Raw genomic sequence first — 21,524 nt, forward strand, 5'->3', positions numbered from 1 at the left:
CCCTACCGCCCGCAAAAATCTTCGTGTCTATTGTCTATAAGGATGCGATCGCTTTTTTTGCTTTCTTCCCACCTTGATGCCGACGGCGCAGAATTTCTGCTAACGGTAAAATGCCCAATATCGCTAAAGAACTTGGTTCGGGAACTGCTTGATTTGGATTTCCAGCCACACGGTTGCGGACAGCAACAGCAGTATCTGGGAAATCGCTAAACAAGCCATCAAGCCCAAGTTTAAAGAACCTTTCGTACTCCAGTTCTGGGTTTCCGTTGTATTCTGGAGCCAGGAAAAAGTCCTCATTGCGGAAAGTGTAGGCATGAACAAGCAAACCCGCCGCGTGAGCGTCATCAATCAGCGTGGTAGGTTCTTTTAATGGCCTGTCAGCATCGCTGATCACACCATCCCCATTCAGATCGTCAGCCTTACCATCCCCATCGCGATCGACAGTTGCAGAAGGTATAATTAACCCTTTTGAAGGGCCAATCCCTTGTGCATATTCGGCAATACCTGCTAATCCTGTAGAAGTTACCAAGTCGCCATAAGTCCGAGAATCCCCACTGACAACAAAATCATAGGGCTGAGAGCCACTTCCACCAAACAACTGAACCAGAGAGACATCCGTTAAGGTGTTCAGTCGTTGTAGATTTGCAACTTCAAAAGACTGAATGAAAACCGCATCGTCAGCATCAGTGTATCCGTTAGCCGTCAGAATTTCTACTAAAGGTTCTTCCAGCGATAAACCCACAGAATTAAAGTAGGTGGGGTGCTTGGTTTCTGGGTAAATACCGATGGTGCGACCAGTTTCCGCACTTTTGCGCTTGGCTAGGTCAATAACCTCTTGCAGAGTAGGAACTTCGTATAAACCGTCATAAGCTGTACTACGCAGCTGGGGAAGACGCTCTTTGGCGCGGAGAGTTTTGATTTCTGCTAGAGTGAAGTCTTCAGTAAACCAGCCTTCTACTTCTGTCCCATCAATAACTTTAGTAGTGTAACGGTCAGCAAATTCTGGACGGGTGGAAACATCGGTGGTTCCAGAAATTTCGTTTTCATGACGAGCAATCAGAACGCCGTCTTTAGTTGAAACTACGTCTGGTTCAATATAGTCAGCCCCCATGTCAATTGCTAACTCATAAGCAGCCAGCGTATGCTCTGGGCGATAGCCACTGGCTCCCCGGTGTCCAATTACAATCGGGGGTGCGCCCGTTAAAGTTGCGGCTGCTGCTTCTCCAACAGGTACAAGCGCCAAAGCTGCCGTTGCTAATAATACCAACTTCAAAGAACGAAACATAATTTCAGCTAAGTAAATGAATATGCCTAAGTAAATATACAGATATGACATTAAGCTTAGAGAGCAATCTAGGTTAATTTAAGTATAAGTACGGATTAAAACTTGCTCCTCGTTCCCAGCTGGAAACTGGGAACAAGAAACAGATAGGGGGTTTTGCTAGTTACACTAAAATCGGAACGGCTATAAGTTTTTGGTGGGGATAGACTCCGTGGAACAGGTGACACAGGCAGTCAAACAACGGGTTCAGGAACTGCGGCAGCTGTTGCAGAATGCCAGCTTAGCTTACTATGTCCTTGATAATCCCATCATGGAGGATGCTGTCTACGATCAGTTGTATCGGGAACTGCAAGACTTAGAAAGCAAGTATCCCGAACTGATAACGTCCGATAGCCCTACCCAGCGCGTGGGAGAACGACCAGCATCACAATTTACATCGGTAAGGCACAATATTCCCCTCTACAGCCTAGAAAATGCCTTCAATATGAAGGAATTTGCTAAATGGCAGGAACGTTGGCAGCGCCACCGCCAAGAATCTCCTGTTGCTCAGGGAGGGTTAGGCGAGATTGAATATGTGTGTGAGCTGAAAATTGACGGTTCTGCTATAGCTTTGACTTATGAAAATGGGATTCTGGTGAGGGGAGCAACTAGGGGTGATGGTGTCGCTGGTGAAGATATTACCCAAAATGTGCGGACGATTCGCTCGATTCCCTTACGGTTGAATCTAGACAACCCTCCTGGTCGTGTTGAGGTGCGCGGTGAGGCGTTTTTAGGGTTGGAGGTGTTTAAACAAATCAATCAAGAACGCTCCTCTGCTGGCGAGTCCCTATTCGCCAATCCCCGTAATGCGGCGGCTGGTACTTTGCGGCAGTTAGACTCGCGAATTGTGGCGCAGAGGCGGCTGGATTTCTTTGCCTATACTTTGCAAATTCCCGGTAAGGATGATGCTGAGGTTGCTAAAACGCAGTGGGAATCGCTGGAATTGTTGCAAGAGATGGGTTTCCGGGTGAATCCGAATCGGAAACACTGCCGCTCTTTAGAGGATGTGCAGGCTTATTATGAATACTGGGATACAGAACGGCTGAATTTGCCCTACATGACTGATGGGGTGGTGGTGAAGCTGAATTCGATTCTGCTTCAGGAGCATCTGGGATTTACACAGAAGTTCCCCCGGTGGGCTGTGGCGCTGAAATATCCGGCTGAACAAGCTCCGACGCGGGTGGAAAATATTTCCGTAAATGTGGGACGGACGGGGGCGCTGACACCTCTGGCAGAGTTGCAGCCTGTGCAATTGGCTGGGACTACGGTACAAAGAGCTACATTACACAATAGCGATTATGTGCGATCGCTTGATATCCGCATTGGCGATACAGTAATTATCCACAAGGCAGGCGAGATTATACCAGAAGTAGTGCGCGTTTTGCAAGAACTTCGCCCATCTGGTACGCAACCTTTCCAAATGCCTACCTGTTGCCCAGTGTGCAATCAGCCAGTAGTAAAGCCACAAGATGAGGCGGTGACGCGCTGCGTGAATGCGTCTTGCCCAGCTATTTTAAAAGGGGCGTTGGTTCACTGGGCGAGTCGCAACGCGATGGATATCAACGGATTGGGCGAAAAGCTGATGCACCAGTTGGTTGATAAAGGTTTGGTGGATTCGGTTGCTGACTTGTACGATTTAACGGTTGACAGGTTGGCATCTTTGGAACGGATGGGCAAGAAGTTAGCCGAGAAGTTGGTGGATGCGATCGCGCACTCAAAAACTCAACCTTGGTCTAGAGTATTATATGGTTTGGGAATTCGTCACGTCGGTAGCGTGAATGCTCAGACTTTAACTCAAAAATTCACCACAGTTGAGCAGCTTTCTTCTGCATCAGCAACCAATATTGAAGCAGTTTACGGCATTGGCCCCGAAATTGCCCAAGCTGTTTATCAGTGGTTCCGAGTTCCAGCGAATCAGGCTTTAATTGACAGACTCAAGGCATCTGGGTTACAACTCGCCAATCAGGAGGCGGGGAAAACTCCCACTCCACAAGAAAATCTGTTTTTACAGGGCAAAATCTTTGTGATTACTGGCACTTTACCCACACTGAAGCGAGATGAGGCGAAAGCACTCATAGAAAAAGCCGGAGGGAAAGTGACAAATTCTGTCAGCGCCAAAACTGACTACTTACTTGTCGGGGAAGACGCGGGTTCTAAGTTGGAAAAAGCTCAAGAATTGGGAATCACCCAGTTGAGTGAAGCCCAATTGCTAGAAATAGTCGAAGATTAGATGTCATCAGCAAACACACAATGGAAAGAGTAAGGAGCGTGCGCTTTTATTGCGTAACGCTCCTTTTCCTTGAAAGTAGCCGCGACTTTAGTCGTCGGATTTATTTTACAAAAAATCGGATGAATCCCAATGCAACTTCATTCTAGTTCCGGTAGATGGCGCTTAGGACTAGCGTTATCGCTTGTGACTGTATTCCTATGGGGAATTCTACCTATTGCTCTGACGGTGACGCTGCAAGCGTTGGATGTTTACACCGTCACTTGGTTTCGCTTTCTGGTATCTTTTGGATTGTTAGCGATTTATTTAGCGACACGGAAACAATTACCATCAGTCGAAAAACTCAAAACAACGCCTATAGAATTATTAGCGATCGCTATCTTATTTTTAGCAGCTAATTACATCCTTTTTCTACAAGGTTTGCAGCTAACTTCCCCAGCTAATACCCAAGTTCTCATTCAAATGGCTCCCGTACTTATGGGTTTGGGCGGTTTAGCTATTTTTAAAGAACGCTATACTTTGCGTCAATGGATAGGTTTAGGCGTACTAACTTTAGGATTCGCGCTGTTCTTTCACGAGCAATTAACTAACTTAATTACAGCGCAGGGCAAATATTTAATCGGCTGTGGCTTAATTGTGCTGGCAGCTATAACTTGGGCTATTTATGCTTTAGCTCAAAAACAGCTTTTGCAAAAATTGCCTTCTTCTAATATTATGCTGCTAATCTATGGCGGCTGTGCAATTTTGTTCACTCCGTTTATCACACCGCAACCGATTCTTACACTGAATCCCTTACATTTAGGAATGCTACTTTTTTGTGCTTTAAATACTGTTATTGCTTACGGTGCTTTTGCGGAATCTTTAGAACACTGGGAAGCATCGCGAGTAAGTGCCGTTTTAGCTATTACTCCTATTGTAACTTTGATATCTGTGTCCGCTGTGTCAGTTTTTTTACCCGGTTTAATCCCCCTAGAGAAACTCACCATATTGGGGGTTTTTGGAGCAATTTTAGTAGTATCTGGCTCGATAGCGATCGCGCTAGGAAAATCGCGTTAATCTTAGAATATCATGCGATTTGATTGTAGTTGTGATTCAGCGGTTCAGATACCCGACTTCTTAAAGAAGTCGGGTATCTAGCTTTCACGAATCATTTTGGACTGCTATATATTGGCTCAAGTAGCAGAGGATGAAACCCTATTGCATCTCCTAGGGTTTAATTAGACGCCTATTTCGTGCTGCATGGCGATACTCAGCCATCAATTTTTCTCGCTGTTGATATGGATAATACATCATGGCAACTAAGGACAAACTGGTTCCCAGTAGGGATGAAAACAAAAAGAAATTGAGGAACCCTACACTGAATCCCGTGCCTAAGCTCATGCCTAAACCTGTTATCAAAAGTGCGCTACTAACGGCAATCTTTTCAGTAAATCCTCTCTCCTTATAATTCTTAATTACCGCCCCATTGACAAATCCAATCACTAGACCTGCTAAGGTTCCTAAGGAAGTGATAGCCGCTGATAAGAACCCAGATGACAACAAAACAACTAACATTGTCAAAGTTGTCAACCAAGCCGCAATTTTGACGCCTATTACAGTTCTGATTCCAACCGCAGCAAGTAGAGTTCCGGCTAAAAACCAAGCCACAAATACCGCTATTACTCCAACTTCAAAAATCGCTACGGATGGCCAAGAGGCAAATTTGAATAGAACTGCTACCATCCAAGCGATCGCGCCTGTCCAAAACCCAGTCATTGCCAGAGCAATTCCTAATAGCAAAACTATTGAAATATAAGGCGGTTTTGGGGTTTCAAACAGCGTTGTGCGGACTGTAATTGTGATAGGGTAAGTTTCGGGTGAAGAATTGGTGCGTAATAAAATCTGACGGCTGTAGGTTTTATCTGCCATCAACTTATTAGTATTTACAGTAATTTTGCAATCAGCATGATTACTCTTAAATACAGTTGGTTCAAAACAAATCCAAGCATGAGAATTGGAATAGCGCGGATCGCTTTCGTGGGGTGCTACTTCCCAAGTACCTTCAAGTAGTGTGTCTGGCACGGAGTTATTAACACTAACGGTTTTAGTTAATTTTTCGCCTAGTTGTGTTGTTTTAAATTCCAAAGCAAGTTGGCTAAATTTAACTTCCGGTAAGCGGCAAACATAAATCGGCTTGAGAGCTTCCAAAGCAGCGGTAGCGTTGGGAAAACGATCTTTTGCTTTGGGTTCCACCATTTTTGAGAGCCAATCCACAAAACGCAGACTCAGCTTGGGAACCAGCAGCTTGAAATTAATCCGCCCATCTTCATCAAATAAGGTGTCAATTTCCGTTGATTTTGTCCCAGTTAGCAAGCAAATGAGTGTTGCGCCTAAACCATATAAATCTGTCGCTTCGTTTAGCTGGCGATTGTATATCTGTTCGGGTGCCATGAACCCAAATGTCCCGGCGGCGACGCTGCTCATTGCCATTTCCCCATTGCCAATTCGAGCTAAGCCAAAATCCACCAGATAAACATTCATTTGCTCGTCCACGAGGATATTTTCAGGTTTAATATCCCGGTGAATTACAGATGGAATCCGATTTTGTAAATAAATAAGAATTTCTAGGACAGAAACAGCAATTTTCTGGATGTCATCCGGGTCAAAACTGCGCGGAGCTGATAAAGGCAGGGCATCTTTATACTCTTGCACCATGCAGAAACCAGATGGGGTTTCAAAGGAATCGAGATAACGGGGAATTCCAGGATGATCGAGTCCTCGCAAGACTTGAATCTCGCGCTCATAAGCTTTAAAACCCGACCATTCAGACCCAACTTGGGCAAATAGAAATCGCTTCAGGATGACTGACTGCTCTGTGACGTTATCCTTTGCCAGATAAGTGATGCGACCCCCGGCGCGATTGCGCCCAAGTTCTCGGATGGTCTGATAGCGGGGACGGCGACTTAAAGTGTGTGAGGAGTTGCTCATGACGGCAAACAATGCAGGTAGATGGCGTCTATTCTAGGCGATCGCTTTCCTTTCGTTTTTTCCCTTCGCGCCCTATAACAAAGAGAGGGCAACGCTTACGTAAGTGCGTCTTCGTGGTTAAACCTCCACCAACGCTAACTCCTCTTCAACCTCTTGCCAAGTAGAATTAGCCAATCTTTCAATCGCCCGATCGATTGTCTCCAAACCCTGCTGAAGATTTTCTATCACGCTAAGATGTCCGCGCAACTCAGCAGCACCAGCAAAACCCTTGGCATACCAAGTCATGTGCTTCCTGGCTTGTCTGATCCCGCGATCGCCTTTATATTCATACAAAGCTTGCAGATGTTCTTTGGCACATTCCAGCCGTTGTATCGGCGTTGGTGCCGTCTTTTCTAGGCCAGTTTTCAAGAAATAGTCAATTTCTCCCACTAAAAAGGGATAACCCAGAGTTCCCCGCGAACACATCACTCCATCCGCGCCGGTTTGTTCCAAACACTTCACCGCCGCCTCTACGGAAAACATATCGCCATTGGCAATTACTGGAATTGACAGAATTTCCTTGACTTTACCAATCCACTCCCACTTGGCAGGGCCGGTGTAACCTTGCGAACGGGTGCGGCCGTGGACTGTAATCATCTGCGCCCCCGCATCTTCCATGCGCTTAGCAAAGTCCAGAATATTGATTTCCTTATCTGTCCAGCCAATACGAGTTTTCACAGTTACTGGTACTGGCACAGCTTTAACAACAGCCCGAACAATTGCCTCAGCGACTTCTGGTTGCCGCAACAAAGAAGAACCGCCACCATTTTTAGTAATTTTATTAACTGGACAACCCATATTAATATCAACTGTGTCCGCCCCTTCTTTCACAGCCATTACAGCTGCTTCCGCCAAGAAATCTGGGCGACAATCAAACAACTGAATACTAATTGGTCGTTCGTTAGGATCTACTTCCATAATTTTAGGAAGTTCTTTCACATAATGCAGCCCTGTAGCATTTACCATCTCGGTGTACATCATCGAGTCTGGCGCATAACGACGCACCAAACGCCGAAACACCAAATCAGTCACTCCAGACAGAGGCGACTGTAAGACGCGGCTTTTTACTTCAAAAGAGCCAATTTTGAGAGGAGTGGAGAGTCGGGATTGCAGGCTAGGAGATAGGGAAATCATAAACCTTATCAGGCAAACGAGGCTTTTTTATGGTAGCCGTTTCTCAGCACCTCTCACGTCCTCTGTTCCCTTCGCCTTATGCAGCATCTTTGCAGTTAAACCCCTCCAAGACGGCAAATACAACAGATTTATTACGGGTTGCACCCCTACCGACAGCCAAAGATTTCCTTAGAGTAGACACAGTGATACCAATCAGCAGCAGATAGGTGGATGAAGGAAGGAAAATGGCTTCGCAAGTTTAACCGTCCCAAACTAGGTTCGGAAAACCCCCCTTCATCGAGTAGCAACTCGCGCTCAGTATATATAACAGTACGCACTCGGCGATCAGACTAAACGTTTGCTGGTTCAACTTGTACTTTTGTATTCCCAGTTTTGCAGTTTTGTAGTTATAGGAACCGAGAGAAACCCTTATGCCGAAAGTTGTTGGAATTGACTTAGGTACGACAAACTCCTGCGTAGCAGTAATGGAAGGTGGTAAACCCACGGTAATTGCTAACGCAGAAGGTTTTCGCACCACACCATCGGTAGTAGCATTTGCCAAAAATGGCGATCGCTTAGTCGGACAAATCGCCAAACGCCAATCGGTGATGAACCCCGAAAACACCTTCTACTCGGTGAAGCGCTTCATGGGGCGTAAATTTGAAGAAATTACCCACGAAGCCACCGAAGTTTCTTACAAAGTGCTGCGCGACAGCAACGGTAACGTTAAGTTAGACTGTCCCGCACAAAGTAAGCAGTTTGCACCAGAAGAAATTTCTGCTCAAGTGCTTCGCAAACTGGTAGATGATGCCAGCAAGTACCTGGGAGAAACTGTTACCCAAGCTGTAATCACCGTACCCGCTTACTTCAACGACTCCCAGCGCCAAGCCACCAAAGATGCTGGTAAGATTGCCGGGATTGAAGTAATGCGGATTATCAACGAGCCTACCGCCGCTTCTTTGGCTTACGGTTTTGATAAAAAGAGCAACGAAACCATTCTGGTATTTGACCTTGGTGGTGGTACGTTTGACGTGTCCATCCTAGAAGTTGGCGATGGCGTATTTGAAGTGTTAGCAACCTCTGGTGACACTCACCTGGGTGGTGACGACTTCGACAAGAAAATCGTTGACTTCTTAGCCGAAGAATTCAGGAAAGCCGAAGGTATTGACCTCCGCAAAGACCGTCAAGCCCTCCAGCGCCTCACTGAAGCCGCTGAAAAAGCCAAAATTGAGCTTTCAAGCGTCACCCAAGCAGAAATCAACCTGCCCTTCATCACCGCGACCCAGGATGGCCCGAAGCACCTGGATATGACGCTGACTCGCGCTCAGTTTGAAGGACTCTGCTCCGACTTGATCGATCGCTGCGGCGTTCCGGTACAGAACGCTCTGCGTGATGCCAAGTTAGATAAAGCTGCGATCAATGAAGTTGTATTGGTTGGTGGTTCCACCCGGATTCCAGCAGTGCAAGAATTGGTGAAGCGGATTTTGGGCAAAGACCCGAACCAAAGCGTTAACCCGGATGAAGTGGTAGCCGTAGGTGCTGCAATTCAAGCTGGTGTGCTTTCGGGTGAAGTAACCAACATCTTGCTGCTTGACGTTTCCCCCCTATCTTTGGGTGTGGAAACCCTTGGCGGCGTGATGACCAAGATTATCCCCCGCAACACCACGATTCCCACCAAAAAGTCTGAAGTGTTCTCTACTGCTGTAGATAATCAGACCAACGTGGAAATCAAGATTCTGCAAGGCGAACGGGAGATGGCGGCGAACAACAAGGAGTTGGGTATCTTCCGTCTAGATGGTATTCCTTTGGCTCCTCGTGGAATGCCACAAATTGAAGTTACCTTCGATATCGATGCCAACGGTATCCTGAATGTAACTGCTAAGGATCGCGGTACTGGCAAAGAGCAATCGATTAGCATCAGTGGTGCTTCGACTCTGCCACAAAACGAAGTTGAGCGGATGGTTAAGGAAGCCGAACAAAATGCGGCGACTGACCGGGAACGTCGTGAGAAGATTGACCGCAAGAACCAAGCTGACTCCCTCGTTTACCAAGCTGAGAAGCAAATGGCTGACTTGGGTGACAAGGTTCCCGCTGCTGATAAGACTAAGGTAGATGGATTGGTCAAAGATTTGCGCGAAGCGATCGCACAGGAAGACGACGACCGCATCAAGTCCCTTACCACTGACTTGCAACAAACTCTCTACACCATCGGTAGCAACATCTATCAGCAAGCTGGCGGCGCAACCCCAGGCGATGGCACTGGCGATCCCACTGGTGGCGGTTCCACTCCGCCTTCCGGTAGTTCACCAGATGATGTGATTGACGCTGATTTCACTGAATCCAAATAATTAGCTGTAAGGGTGGGGTTTCCCCACTCCTACTAAAAAACAGAGGTTGATGAGCGCTCAAAAGCACTTCATCAATCTTTTTTTTACGCAAAACAACGCAGAGTTAAAACTTCCTCTGCGTTGTTTTGCCTACCTCCGCGTTTAAAAATGCTTTAGCAGCAAGGCCAAAGCTAAGTCTCATCTAAGTGTTCTGCGACAGACCGATATAAATCTAGAACATGATTATCTTGAAGACGATAAAAAACCTTACGCCCTTGCTTGCGGTAACTTACCAGTCGCATTGCTCGTAAAGTTCGCAATTGATGAGAAACAGCTGATTCGCTCATGTCCAGTGCAGCTGCCACATCGCAAACACAAAGTTCTTTAACTGCCAAAACGGAAACAATCCGTAGACGATTAGCATCCCCCAAAAGGCTGAAAAATTCAGCCATGCGCTGGGATTTTTCTGTATTGAGAATTTGACCTTGGAGTTGGTTGATTTCATTAATCTCAACCGAGTGTGGCGGATTACAATTGAGATTCTCTGTTTGCTGAATCAAATGGGTTACAGCGCCATCAGCTGAAAGTTGCACTGACATTTTGCTTTTATATAAGTCCCAGGAAGGGCTTGATAATTCTATGCTAACTGATTCTGATCAAGGAGTTTTTTGAATGTGTTAATTCAGCTTTATTCTCATTGGCTCGGTGTCGCCAGTGGCACTGACCTGCTGACCCTGCTACAATTTCCCTTCATGCAGCGTGCGATCGCGGGTAGTGTCCTGATGGGGCTACTAGGTGGCTTGCTTGGCAGCTTCGTTACCCTACGCCAATTATCTTTTTTCAGTCACGCCGTCGGTCATGCTGCTTTAGTCGGTTTAGTCATGGGAGTTTTATTGCAGCTAGACCCCACCTGGATGCTGCTACCCTTTACAGTTATTTTTGGTTTAGCCGTACTTTACCTTATCGACCAAACCAATCTCGCCAGCGACAACATCCTCAGCATTGTTCTCTCAGGTGCTTTGGCAATCGGTGTCATCCTCAGCAGCTTAATCCCCGGCTACCGAGGGAACCTGATGAGCGCTCTATTTGGCGATATTCTGGCAATTAATAATAACGATTTGCTACTTGTCCTACTGCTGTTGCTGGGTTCCGCGGTATTTTTACTGTCAACCTTGCGTCAGCAAATTTTGTTGACGCTTAACCCAGCCGTGGCAAAAGTCCAAGGTATCCCCATCCAGCAGTACCGCTACTTATTCGTGGTACTGCTTTCCCTTGCCGTTGCTGTTTCCATCAAAGCTGTAGGCATTTTACTGGTAAATGCCTTTCTGGTGATCCCTGCCTCCACTGCCAAATTGCTGAGTCACCAATTTATCTACTTTCTATCTTTCTCCGTCTTGTTAGGTGCCTTAAGTAGTGTTGCTGGAATGACGGTTTCCGGTTTTTTCAACTTTGCCTCTGGGCCTAGCATCGTTCTAGTCCAATTTTTGCTATTTCTTGCAGTTTTGGGCTGGGCTAAGTTGACAACAAAACCGAAAACTGAGTCATAAGCAAAGAAATTAATAACTCTTAACTACCCAAGGCACTCAGCATTCTCTTAGCCGCAGGTACAACCGTCATGGCTACAGCCGTTTCCAGATTCATGACCGTTAGCACAAGCTTCGCCGCAGTAGTATTTACCATCTTTTTGCACCGCATCGCTGAGGGAAACAACGCACAGGCAAGATTCACAGGCACATTTCATTGAGGTGACAGTAGTCATGGCTCTCTCCTAATCAGTTGTTAAATTCACTATAACATATGAACATATATTCAGATATTATTCGTGCAAAAATGGCGACAAGCACGCCATGAGTCGGGATCTTGCCAAGAACTTAAAATAAATTAGCTAATCTGCCTCTAGCTACTTGCCAAATTATAGTTAAACTTGCTATATTAGTTAAGCGCCAAAAACGAAAGCAAGTTGCCGGGATAGCTCAGTTGGTAGAGCAGAGGACTGAAAATCCTCGTGTCCGGAGTTCAAATCTCCGTCCTGGCATTCACAGTTAAGAATAAAACCCTAGAGTCCTTAAGGACTCTAGGGTTTTTTAGTGTCGGTTTGTAGCCTGAAAACATTATTCTCTCGTTAGAGGCTATTTAGACTCATACCAGCTTTGACAATGGTTTGACTATGAGCATAGTCAAATACCTTACTCAGATAAAAGTTCGTGGACTAGGAATATCCACCTTAATATTGCCTGTGTTTTTGAGTTATCTAACAAACTTCAGGCTTTCAATTTTTTGGATAAACAAATCTGTAAAGATGCTAATAACTGGACGCTTGCGTACTTTGATATTTGCACTTAATGACATCCCTGATTGTAGTGGCATTTGCCGACCATTAATCACAATAAATTGTTGGTCTAGGCGAATTTTGGCAGGGAAACTGTAGAAAGGACGAATTTCAGTGGGTGGTAAAGCATCTGAACCAATAGAAATTAACTCACCTTTAATATCACCGAATTCACTAAAGGGAAAAGAATCTATTCTGACATCTACTTGCATTTTATCTTCGACTTTTACAAAACCGATGTCTTTATTGGTGATAAAAATTTTGGCTATGAGATTTTCGCTAGGAACTATTTTGAGAATTGGTTCGCTAGTGGTAGCAACAAAACCTGGTGTATGAGCCTGTAGCTCAAATACAACTCCATTTACAGGCGATCTAAGTTCCTGATATTTTAAAGTTAGCTGGGCTTGGCTCAATTGACTTTTAATTTCAGCAAGGCGTTTGTCGTTTTCCACCATTGCTTTATTCAACTGGCCATCAATTTCAGCAAGTTTTTTATCGTTGTCAGCAATCTGTGAGAACAAGTCTTTTTTGGAAAGGGAAACGGTGTTTTGTTGCTTTTCTTTGGCTTGCGCGATCGCAAACTGCAAACGCTCCTCTTCCTGTAGCAGTTGGTTCACTTCAGCCTGACGGGTTCCCACTTCTTGTTGCTGTCTTAAAAACTGAATTCGGGAAATTCCCCCGTCTTTCATTAAAGGTTTCAAATCGTTAAAAATTCGCTCGTTTACAACTAAAACATTTTTAGCGTTTGCTAGCTGTAACTCATTCTGGCTCAGTTGCCTTTCCAATTGTTTAACTTCCAATTCAGCAGCAACAGTGCGAGACTTTAATTCTTCTAAACTTGATTGAAGACGTGCTTGTTGCTCAAGTGTTAGGTCTGAGCCTTGAAAAGAACCTGTAAGTTGAGTGCGATAGAGTTTATTTTCCGATGCTAGAGCAGAACGGCTTTTGGTGAGCGAGGCGATTTCTGGAGGTAAGTTAAGTTGCGCGATCGCTTGTTCTATTCTGGCTGGCGAATTCTGTCCATTCAGTATAGTTCGATAAAATTGATTTTCCTGAATTAAGGCTTGGGAAATATTATCCAGGGAATTTTTTTGAGCTTGAGCAGCAGTTGTATCCAGACTTAAAAGCAATTCACCTTGCTTAACCCTTTGTCCATCTTCAACGTGAATTGTCCTTACAACACCTCCCATAGGTGCTTGAATTTCTTTAACTGCACCTTGAGGTTCTAGTTTGCCTTGTGCTGGGATAGCCTCCTCAATTTTGACAACAGATGCCCACACAAAGCTGAATGTTGTTACACCGATAATCCCCCAAACGATTGCCCGCGACCACATAGGTGATTGCCGGAGAATTACAGGTTGTTCAAATTTACTATTATGAGTATATTTTAAGTTCTTATTTGAGGGTTGGGGATACAATTTTTCCAATTCAGATTTGGCTTCTGATGCAGCTGCGGGTCGATTATTGGAATTTGTACCGTTCTGTTGATTCATCATAAAAAATGCTGAGTGCTGAGTAAAATAAAATTTCTCGTTTGCAGGCTGAGCTTGGGAATGCAGTTTATAAGACTGAGGTTCATGAATTACGGCGGGAGTCAGAGCCTCCCCTTATTCGTTACAGAGACTGGAGACGAATATTTCTTGTTTTTTGCCTTTGATTATAATTGCGCTTCTTGTTGCTGATAAAGGCAGTAATAACGACCTTTCATTTCCATTAACTGTTCGTGAGTTCCTTGTTCCACAATTGAGCCTTGATCCATCATCAAAATCATGTTGGCGTTCTTAATTGTGGTGAGACGGTGAGTAATGAAAAATACGGTGCGACCCCGAAAAGCTTCTGCTAAATTTAAGCACACTTGTCGCTCAGCATTATAGTCTAGAGCGCTGGTTGCTTCATCTAAAATCAACAAGTTTGGGTTTTGCAGAATAGTACGAGCGATCGCTATCCGCTGTCTTTGTCCCCCAGATAGTGCTGAACCCCGTTCCCCAACGTTAGTATTATAGCCATTCGGCAAGTCCATAATAAAGTCATGAGCAACCGCAATTCTTGCAGCTTCAATAATTCCTTCAGCGCTAGCATCAGGAGCATTTAAAGCAATATTTTCCTGAACTGTACCTTCAAACAACAGCGTATCCTGCGGTACAATTCCAATCTGACGGCGAATAGAATAAAGTTCTACTTTAGTAATATCATAGCCATCGACCAGAATCCGACCAGATTCGAGTGGATAAAGACGAGGTAGAAGCTTCATCAACGTGCTTTTACCAGAACCACTTTGCCCGACAATTCCTACAAACGCACCAGCCGGAAATTTTACACTAATATTATTTAGTTGTAGTGGGCCAGTCGGATTAAAGCGGAAAGATACATTGTCATACTTTACATCTCCCCGAATTACTGGCATCGGAATATTTTTGCGATCTAGTTCATCCGCTTCGGGCGGCGTATCCAGAATATCGCTAAGACGTTCTAAAGATAAAGCTGTTTCTTGGAAGTTTTGCCACAGCTGAGTTAAGCGCAATAAAGGGCTGGTGACGTACCCAGAGATAATCCGAAATGCAATCAATTCCCCCAGAGATAATTTACCTTGCAGCACTAAATAAGCTCCCACCCACAGCACCAACAAACTAGAAAGTTTGTTCAAAAAATTACTGGTAGCGCCCGCAGTTGTGGAAGTCAAAACGTTTTCAAAACCAGCACTCACATAACGCCCATATCGTTCTTGCCATTGCCAGCGCGATCGCAGTTCAATATTTTGAGCTTTTACTGTTTGAATACCTGATAAAACTTCTACTAAATAAGATTGCGTTTCTGCATTGCGTTCAGCTTTACTACGTAACTGTCGCCGGACGATGGGAGAAACCAGCATAGTTAGCAATGCAAACAGAGGTATGGTGGCTAAAGCAACCAGCGTCAGCAGCCAACTGTAAATTGCCATTACTACGATGTAAATGACAGAAAAAACCGCATCTAACGCAACGGTTAAAACTGTTCCCGTTAAGAACTGACGGATATTTTCTAATTCATTGATTCTGGTTGATAATTCGCCCACAGGCCGCCGTTCAAAGTATCGCAAAGGCAACCGCAGTAAGTGGTCAATAATTTCTGAACTTAGGGCTATGTCAATGCGATTTGTAGTGTCTACAAATAAGTAAGTTCGCAAACTGGTGAGGACTGCTTCAAAAATAGCCATCACCACTAGAAACACGCCCAAAACTTGCAATGTATCCGGGCTATTTTGAATTAGAACTTTATCTATAATAATTTGAGTAATTAAAGGGTTAGCTAACCCAAATAATTGCACGAAAAAAGAGGCAACAAATACCTCTGTTAGCACTTGCCGATAACGATAAACTGAAGGCAAAAACCAACGCAGGCTAAAACGTTCTTTGGGAGTATTTCGATTAGTCTTAAGCAGCAGTACCTGCCCTTCAGATCCCCAATTTTGAATAAAGTCAGCGGGCTTTTGTCGTAAGATGCCTATTTCAGGCACTGCGAAAACTATCTCTTTTTGGCTAATTTCGTAGAGAATTGCGGCGCTATCTTGCCAGAGAATTATTGCTGGTTCTGGCAGACGACCTACGGCATTAGCAGGCACATTAATTAGTTGAGCTGTCAACCCCATCAACTCAGCTACTGCACCGTAAACTGGTAAAGAGAGGCTACCCGTTCTATCTAATTGGCTGGCTAAAATTCTCTTGATTACATCTTTGCGAAAGGGCAGACCTAGATGCAATGAAAGCATCTGAAAGCAAGCTACAGCAGCTTCTAATGTGCCTCTACCGCGCACAAAAGGATATTTCTGGCGTTTCGCGGATTTTTGAAAAGTGTCCTCGACTGATTCTAGTTCAGAGGGTGTGTCGGGAGCATAGGGAATATCTTCCCGATTCTGGATTTCTGATTTTTGATTTTGGATTATAGCTGATTGAGTTGGCGAACCTAAAATATCAGGTAAGCCTACTAAACGAATTTGGCTGGATGCTTCTGTTTTTAGGGAAGATATATCATCAAAACTTAGGCAATCGCCTACAGACAACTGCTGTAAACTACTGTTACTAACTAACCACATCCGGTTAGAATCCAAAGAGTTTCTATCACCAGGTAAATTGCGAATTACTGAGTCTGAATAAGCTTTTAAGGTTAGGTCTTTAAGATTTAACACACCTGCTGTTTTCAAGAGTGTTTCGCTATCAGCTCGGTGTTGTAAGTAGACGCTTAGTAAGTCAAAAACTTCTATCAAAGAACAGCGATTTTGAAAAGCAGCAGCTAAGTGGGGATGTTGTTTTAGTAAAGCCAAAAAATCCGCTGCGCTGAGAGTTAGACAAAGAGTTTCTGTAGATGCGATCGCAGTCTCACAAGGCGTACCCCGGATCAACCCAACCCAACCTAGCACTTCACCGGGTTCTAGGCGTTGCAGCGTCACAGCCATCTGGTTATAAGGATCGTACCCCAATAGACGCGCTTGCCCTTCATAGAGAATGGTAACTTGGGCAGGCATTTTTTCCCGCAATAAAATTGCTTGCCCCATACGATATCGCAATAGCCCAAATTTTTCTGATAGCTTTTCTAGGTCAGCAATTGGCAGTTTATCGAAAGGGGATAATTTTAATAAAAATTCTTGAATATTGATTCTAGTGTATGTCATTTCTTCTTATTCATTAATTATTGGTTCTGGGTCAGGGCCTATTAGCTAAAGCTTATAGTAAATAATAATTAGATCCTAATGACTAATGACTAATAGCTAATGACTGGTAACAATTATTAACTTGCTCTTGTAGCCAGGTGCTAAATAATTCGTCAATTAACCGCTGTCGCGTGGCATCATCCAATTGAACCGGAATAAATTTTTCCATTCTTACAATCACCAGCCATTCGCCTAAACGAGTCGGTGGCAATAGTTGACCGGGCTGACTTTTGCTAAGTATCTGAGCTAGGGTGGGATGGGGTACACTTAACTCCACAGGGCCAATTAAACCGCCTGTTTGAGCCTCCGGCCCTTGGGAATATTCTCTCGCTAGTTCGGCAAAAGACTGCTCTTTTTCTTGAATGCGGAAATACAGTTCTTGTGCAATACCCACGTCTTGAGTTCTAATCAAGGAATAAATGATTTTATCTAGCTGTCCTTTGCGCTTTAAAAAGTAAGGCTCTACTTTATTACTCCAGGTCGCAGCTTTAAACTTTTCAATCTTTAACCCTCGTATGGCTTGTTCTGGAGCCATTCCCTGAGAATTTTGCTGTTGCAATTGCTGGCTGACACGGGTTATTTCCTCTGGCGTACATTCGATAGAAGCGATCGCAGAGTCAATGATAAGTTCGCGTAATAACTGAGGTAGGAGCCGATAACTAGCTAGTAAGGGAATAATTTCCTCGGCAGTAATGGAGCGATCGCCTACTTGCAGAACTATAGTCATATCCTGTTCAAATAATTACTCATAGTTAGAACTACGAAAATTCACTCAGACTACATTTTGCCACTACACAAACCACATTTGCCTCAGTAAGTGCTGTATAAGTACCAAAAAAGTTATTCAGTGGTGATACTGAATAACTTCTTAAACCCAATCATCCCAGACTTGGCGACTATAGCAGCAAATACCTACTTATGAGTAGTAGCTAAGATAATTTGCTCCTACCCATCAACTTTTGGCTATGGCGGCAGCTTGGTTAGATTGTTACACCTACACTATATGACGACAAGATCGGCGTTAGTTAGGGCAAGACCAGTCGAGAGGGTGGCTATTTGTATTTGTGCGATCGCTCCTGTACCATCTGCATCAAACAACAATGCACCATTAGTGTTGTTGTAGATAAAGCGATCGCTATCATCGACAGAGGTTGATCCTATTACGAACTGATCCAGTGCGATCGCAGCCCCGGCAATTAGCCCACCACCAAAACCTGCCGCAGACACTTCGATAGTATCATCTGATACCACAAAATCAGTGAAATTGTCAATACCTTGATTTGAAGCATTGAAGACAAAGCGATCGCTACCAGCACCACCATTAAGGGTGTCATTGCCCTCTCCACCAACTAGGATGTCATCACCGCTTCCACCATTGATAATGTCATTACCGCTTCCACCGTCAAGAGTGTTGTTGCCACCATTCCCGGAGATCGAGTTGTTCAGGCTGTTTCCTGTACCGTTAATCGCCTCTGCCCCATTTAGGGTGAGGTTTTCCAGGTTTTCACCCAACGTCCAGGTAACGTAAGAAATGACGGTATCTGTACCAGCATTGACATCTTCAACGATGATGTCAGTGGCATTATCTACCATGTAAGCATCGTTACCAGTACCACCAATCAAGCGATCGCTTCCGACTCCACCATTTAGGAAGTCATTGCCCTCTCCACCGTTAAGAGTGTTGCTGGCAGCATTCCCTGTGATCGAGTTGTTCAGGCTGTTGCCCGTGCCGTCAATCGCTGCTATTCCGCTTAGACTCAGGTTTTCCAGGTTGTCACCCAGCGTCCAGGTGCCGGAAGAAATGACGGTATCTGTGCCAGCATTGGCATCTTCAGTAATGATGTCAGTGATACTGTCTACGATGTAGATATCGTTACCAGTACCACCAATCAAGCGATCGCTTCCGGCTCCACCGTTGAGGTAGTCATTGCCATCTCCCCCATCGAGAATGTCATTGCTATCTCCCCCATCGAGTCGGTCATCTCCCCCATTGCCAGTCAGAGTATCATTGCCAGCAAAACCAATCAATATGTTATTGAGTTCATTGCCGATGATGGTGTTGTTCAGGTTGTTACCCGTGCCATTGATCGTGGCAAAACCAGTTAAAGTCAGATTTTCCAGCCCAGTTCCCAACCGATAACTGACGCTGGATTCTACGCGATCAATTCCGCCTAAACCGCTTTCAATCTCACCTGAAACAATGTCCTCATTGCTGTCAACAATGTAAATATCGCTACCGTTGCCACCCCGGAGATTGTCCAGCCCTTCTCCCCCATCGAGGAAGTCGTTGCCTTCTCCTCCATCCAGGCGGTCATTGCCTTCTCCTCCCCGGAGAATATCGTTGTTGCCACCGGGAAATGGGGCGCCGGGGATGGGGGCATCGCCACTCAGGATATCGTTACCTTCTCCTCCATCCAGGGTGTCATTACCTGCTCCCCCATCCAGCAAGTCATCGCCACCATTGCCAGTTAGCGTGTCGTTGCCAAGATCGCCCCTGAGTTGGTTATTGAAATCATTGCCGATGATGGTGTTGTTCAGGTAGTTACCTGTGCCGTTGATGGGAGCAAATCCAGTTAAAGTCAGATTTTCCAACCCAAATCCTAAAGTCCAACTGACGCTGGATTCTATGCGGTCAATCCCGCCTATGGCAGTTTCGGTTTCCGACTCAATTCTGTCTTGAGTATTGTCAACGATGTAAACGTCGTTACCGTAGCCACCCCGGAGAGTGTCAACGCCTTCTCCCCCATCCAGGAAGTCGTTGCCACTTCCCCCTTCGAGATTGTCATTGCCTTCTCCCCCTCGCAGGATGTCGTTGTCACTAAAGGGGCCCGGGCCCGGAGAGTTGAAGCCGCCAATCAGGATGTCGTTACCTTCTCCCCCATCGAGTGTGTCATTGCCTGATCCACCATCGAGTCGGTCATCTCCCCCGTTGCCAATTAAGTTGTCGTTGCCACCAATACCAATCAATACGTTATTGAAATCGTTGCCGATGATGGTGTTGTTCAGGTAGTTACCTGTGCCGTTGATGGGAGCAAATCCAGTTAAAGTCAGATTTTCCAACCCAAATCCTAAAGTCCAACTGACGCTGGATTCTATGCGGTCAATCCCGCCTATGGCAGTTTCGGTTTCCGACTCAATTCTGTCTTGAGTATTGTCAACGATGTAAACGTCGTTACCGTAGCCACCCCGGAGAGTGTCAACGCCTTCTCCCCCATCCAGGAAGTCGTTGCCACTTCCCCCTTCGAGATTGTCATTGCCTTCTCCCCCTCGCAGGATGTCGTTGTCACTAAAGGGGCCCGGGCCCGGAGAGTTGAAGCCGCCAATCAGGATGTCGTTACCTTCTCCCCCATCGAGTGTGTCATTGCCTGATCCACCATCGAGTCGGTCATCTCCCCCGTTGCCAATTAAGTTGTCGTTGCCTGCACCGCCATTCAGGCTGTCATTGCCATCACTGCCAATGAGCGTGTCATTACCAGGAGTACCGTCATTGTCAGTGATTGTAAGGCTGGCTGTATTGGCAACATCGATGGTGTAACCTGTACCATCTGCTAGGGTGATTCCTACGGTTTCATTAGGGTCAAGGCTGGCATCGTCAATGGCGACAACATCAATAAAGGCAGTGGTCGCCCCGGCTGCAATGGTGATGCTACCTGTTAAAGCGGTGTAGTCTACACCTGGAGTAGCAGCAGTTAAATCAGTAGCCACGGTGTAGTTGATAGTCAGTCCGCCATCTGGGGCAGGTTCACTGAGGGTGAGGAGAAATTTGCCAATAGTTGACCCGGTTTCGCGAGGATTTGTGCCAGCAGCGATCGCAACAATGGGAGCCATATTTTTATGTATCTGGGTAGATGTTTTGTGAGAACTGATTGACTGTGTGCCAGTACGAGTCTACACAAGTGTTTATACCCCTGCCTCCAGTGTATTTTCGGAATATTGCTGATTTGTGTGTGACGAGCAGAAAATTTATGGCGATCGCGTTCTTTAGAGAAAACACGCGATCGCCATCTTTGGGTTTCGTGACCTGAAGCTGCTAAAGGCGAATCAAAGACCTAACCCCCTAACCCCCTACACGGGAAGAGGGAATCTTCAAGCCCCTCTCCTTTTAGGAAAGCAGGGTGGTTTCATGTTAGCCAGAGAAAAACCTGGTGAACCTGATTGGCAAGATCGCGGATACAATCGGGAACAGTGCGACAGCCTAAACGACGGGCTAAAGTAATCAGAAACGAGTTGAAGATTGCCCAACTAATCGGGGCATATCCCCCTCGACGAGGAGGGTAATCTTCTTGCAGCGTCACATCCTTGACCCAGTGCAAGCCATTTTCAATCTGCCAATGATTGCGGATCAGTTGCAGAAACGTGGTGGCATCCAGTATCCAATTACTAAGGTAGCAATGCACCTGCTCAAAGAGTTTGCCGGAGCGCATCCCTTGACGCTTCACCCAAACAACCCGCGAAATGCCTGCTTTTGCCCAGCGTTGAGGTAACTCTGATGGAGCGGCATAGACCTGGACTGTCCG

The 21,524-nt window shown here is 45.5% G+C and carries 15 protein-coding genes, 1 tRNA gene and 1 pseudogene; 7 read left to right on the forward strand and 10 right to left on the reverse strand.

The window, feature by feature from the left end; genetic code table 11:
* Positions 1-34: 34 nt before the first annotated feature.
* On the reverse strand, positions 35-1,285 hold the full coding sequence (locus H6F74_RS24460) for a glycerophosphodiester phosphodiesterase (RefSeq protein ID WP_190444731.1): 1,251 nt from the start codon (positions 1,283-1,285) through the stop codon (positions 35-37).
* A 193-nt stretch (positions 1,286-1,478) separates the two neighbouring features.
* Between H6F74_RS24460 and ligA the strand changes: the two genes are divergently transcribed.
* Both ligA and H6F74_RS24470 read left to right on the forward strand, forming a co-directional pair.
* A complete protein-coding gene (ligA, locus tag H6F74_RS24465; protein ID WP_347269551.1) occupies positions 1,479-3,551 on the forward strand; it encodes an NAD-dependent DNA ligase LigA in 2,073 nt (690 codons plus the stop codon).
* A gap of 129 nt (positions 3,552-3,680) precedes the next feature.
* Complete coding sequence (locus H6F74_RS24470; RefSeq protein ID WP_190444732.1) at positions 3,681-4,604, forward strand: DMT family transporter; 924 nt, start codon at positions 3,681-3,683, stop codon at positions 4,602-4,604.
* A gap of 150 nt (positions 4,605-4,754) precedes the next feature.
* Here the strand turns inward: H6F74_RS24470 and H6F74_RS24475 are convergent, their stop codons facing one another.
* Entirely contained in the window at positions 4,755-6,515 is a 1,761-nt protein-coding gene (locus H6F74_RS24475) for a serine/threonine-protein kinase (RefSeq protein WP_190444733.1), read from the reverse strand.
* A gap of 117 nt (positions 6,516-6,632) precedes the next feature.
* Positions 6,633-7,688, reverse strand: a complete 1,056-nt coding sequence (dusB, locus tag H6F74_RS24480; protein WP_190444734.1) for a tRNA dihydrouridine synthase DusB — start codon at positions 7,686-7,688, stop codon at positions 6,633-6,635.
* A gap of 29 nt (positions 7,689-7,717) precedes the next feature.
* Here dusB and H6F74_RS24485 point away from each other — a divergent pair, with 29 nt between their 5' ends.
* Positions 7,718-7,894: a hypothetical protein gene (locus tag H6F74_RS24485; protein WP_190444735.1), complete on the forward strand. Its 177-nt coding sequence runs from the start codon at positions 7,718-7,720 to the stop codon at positions 7,892-7,894.
* Between the two features lie 204 nt (positions 7,895-8,098).
* On the forward strand, positions 8,099-10,015 hold the full coding sequence (gene dnaK, locus H6F74_RS24490) for a molecular chaperone DnaK (protein WP_190444736.1): 1,917 nt from the start codon (positions 8,099-8,101) through the stop codon (positions 10,013-10,015).
* A gap of 170 nt (positions 10,016-10,185) precedes the next feature.
* Here dnaK and H6F74_RS30700 read toward each other — a convergent pair whose 3' ends face one another.
* A complete protein-coding gene (locus tag H6F74_RS30700) occupies positions 10,186-10,593 on the reverse strand; it encodes a metalloregulator ArsR/SmtB family transcription factor (protein ID WP_190444737.1) in 408 nt (135 codons plus the stop codon).
* Positions 10,594-10,746: 153 nt separating this feature from the next.
* On the opposite strand from H6F74_RS30700, the gene H6F74_RS24500 reads away from it, so the two are divergent.
* Positions 10,747-11,541 (forward strand): metal ABC transporter permease, encoded by a 795-nt coding sequence (locus H6F74_RS24500; protein WP_190444759.1) that lies wholly within the window; start codon positions 10,747-10,749, stop codon positions 11,539-11,541.
* A gap of 47 nt (positions 11,542-11,588) precedes the next feature.
* Here H6F74_RS24500 and H6F74_RS24505 read toward each other — a convergent pair whose 3' ends face one another.
* Positions 11,589-11,753: a metallothionein gene (locus tag H6F74_RS24505; RefSeq protein ID WP_190444738.1), complete on the reverse strand. Its 165-nt coding sequence runs from the start codon at positions 11,751-11,753 to the stop codon at positions 11,589-11,591.
* Between the two features lie 203 nt (positions 11,754-11,956).
* Between H6F74_RS24505 and H6F74_RS24510 the strand changes: the two genes are divergently transcribed.
* A tRNA-Phe gene (locus tag H6F74_RS24510) sits at positions 11,957-12,029 on the forward strand.
* Between the two features lie 212 nt (positions 12,030-12,241).
* On the opposite strand, the gene H6F74_RS24515 is transcribed toward H6F74_RS24510, so the two are convergent.
* From H6F74_RS24515 to H6F74_RS24530, 4 genes are all read right to left on the reverse strand, one after another.
* Positions 12,242-13,819 carry an HlyD family efflux transporter periplasmic adaptor subunit gene (locus tag H6F74_RS24515; RefSeq protein WP_242022396.1) on the reverse strand — a complete coding sequence of 526 codons (1,578 nt, stop codon included), beginning with the start codon at positions 13,817-13,819 and terminating at the stop codon, positions 12,242-12,244.
* A gap of 161 nt (positions 13,820-13,980) precedes the next feature.
* The gene (locus H6F74_RS24520; RefSeq protein ID WP_190444739.1) at positions 13,981-16,968 is read right to left on the reverse strand and encodes a peptidase domain-containing ABC transporter; all 2,988 of its coding nucleotides are present in this window, start codon (positions 16,966-16,968) and stop codon (positions 13,981-13,983) included.
* Positions 16,969-17,050: 82 nt separating this feature from the next.
* On the reverse strand, positions 17,051-17,734 hold the full coding sequence (locus H6F74_RS24525) for a peptidylprolyl isomerase (RefSeq protein ID WP_190444740.1): 684 nt from the start codon (positions 17,732-17,734) through the stop codon (positions 17,051-17,053).
* A 272-nt stretch (positions 17,735-18,006) separates the two neighbouring features.
* The gene (locus tag H6F74_RS24530) at positions 18,007-20,835 is read right to left on the reverse strand and encodes a calcium-binding protein (protein WP_190444741.1); all 2,829 of its coding nucleotides are present in this window, start codon (positions 20,833-20,835) and stop codon (positions 18,007-18,009) included.
* Between the two features lie 44 nt (positions 20,836-20,879).
* Here H6F74_RS24530 and H6F74_RS24535 point away from each other — a divergent pair, with 44 nt between their 5' ends.
* Entirely contained in the window at positions 20,880-21,032 is a 153-nt protein-coding gene (locus tag H6F74_RS24535; protein ID WP_190444742.1) for a hypothetical protein, read from the forward strand.
* Positions 21,033-21,128: 96 nt separating this feature from the next.
* On the opposite strand, the pseudogene H6F74_RS24540 reads toward H6F74_RS24535, so the two are convergent.
* A pseudogene (locus H6F74_RS24540) lies at positions 21,129-21,524 on the reverse strand (hypothetical protein); the annotation flags it as partial.

This window comes from Trichocoleus sp. FACHB-90 (assembly GCF_014695505.1).
GTDB lineage: Bacteria > Cyanobacteriota > Cyanobacteriia > Cyanobacteriales > FACHB-T130 > Funiculus > Funiculus sociatus.

What these genes read in the sequence shown, in the direction of transcription:
- H6F74_RS24500 (WP_190444759.1), top strand. Translation starts at nt 10,747, where the DNA reads ATGCAGCGTGCGATCGCGGGTAGTGTCCTGATGGGGCTACTAGGTGGC.
- dnaK (WP_190444736.1), top strand. Translation starts at nt 8,099, where the DNA reads ATGCCGAAAGTTGTTGGAATTGACTTAGGTACGACAAACTCCTGCGTA.
- H6F74_RS24505 (WP_190444738.1), bottom strand. Translation starts at nt 11,753, where the DNA reads ATGACTACTGTCACCTCAATGAAATGTGCCTGTGAATCTTGCCTGTGC.
- H6F74_RS24520 (WP_190444739.1), bottom strand. Translation starts at nt 16,968, where the DNA reads ATGACATACACTAGAATCAATATTCAAGAATTTTTATTAAAATTATCC.
- H6F74_RS24485 (WP_190444735.1), top strand. Translation starts at nt 7,718, where the DNA reads ATGGTAGCCGTTTCTCAGCACCTCTCACGTCCTCTGTTCCCTTCGCCT.
- H6F74_RS24515 (WP_242022396.1), bottom strand. Translation starts at nt 13,819, where the DNA reads ATGATGAATCAACAGAACGGTACAAATTCCAATAATCGACCCGCAGCT.
- H6F74_RS24525 (WP_190444740.1), bottom strand. Translation starts at nt 17,734, where the DNA reads ATGACTATAGTTCTGCAAGTAGGCGATCGCTCCATTACTGCCGAGGAA.
- H6F74_RS30700 (WP_190444737.1), bottom strand. Translation starts at nt 10,593, where the DNA reads ATGTCAGTGCAACTTTCAGCTGATGGCGCTGTAACCCATTTGATTCAG.
- dusB (WP_190444734.1), bottom strand. Translation starts at nt 7,688, where the DNA reads ATGATTTCCCTATCTCCTAGCCTGCAATCCCGACTCTCCACTCCTCTC.
- H6F74_RS24460 (WP_190444731.1), bottom strand. Translation starts at nt 1,285, where the DNA reads ATGTTTCGTTCTTTGAAGTTGGTATTATTAGCAACGGCAGCTTTGGCG.
- H6F74_RS24530 (WP_190444741.1), bottom strand. Translation starts at nt 20,835, where the DNA reads ATGGCTCCCATTGTTGCGATCGCTGCTGGCACAAATCCTCGCGAAACC.
- H6F74_RS24475 (WP_190444733.1), bottom strand. Translation starts at nt 6,515, where the DNA reads ATGAGCAACTCCTCACACACTTTAAGTCGCCGTCCCCGCTATCAGACC.
- H6F74_RS24470 (WP_190444732.1), top strand. Translation starts at nt 3,681, where the DNA reads ATGCAACTTCATTCTAGTTCCGGTAGATGGCGCTTAGGACTAGCGTTA.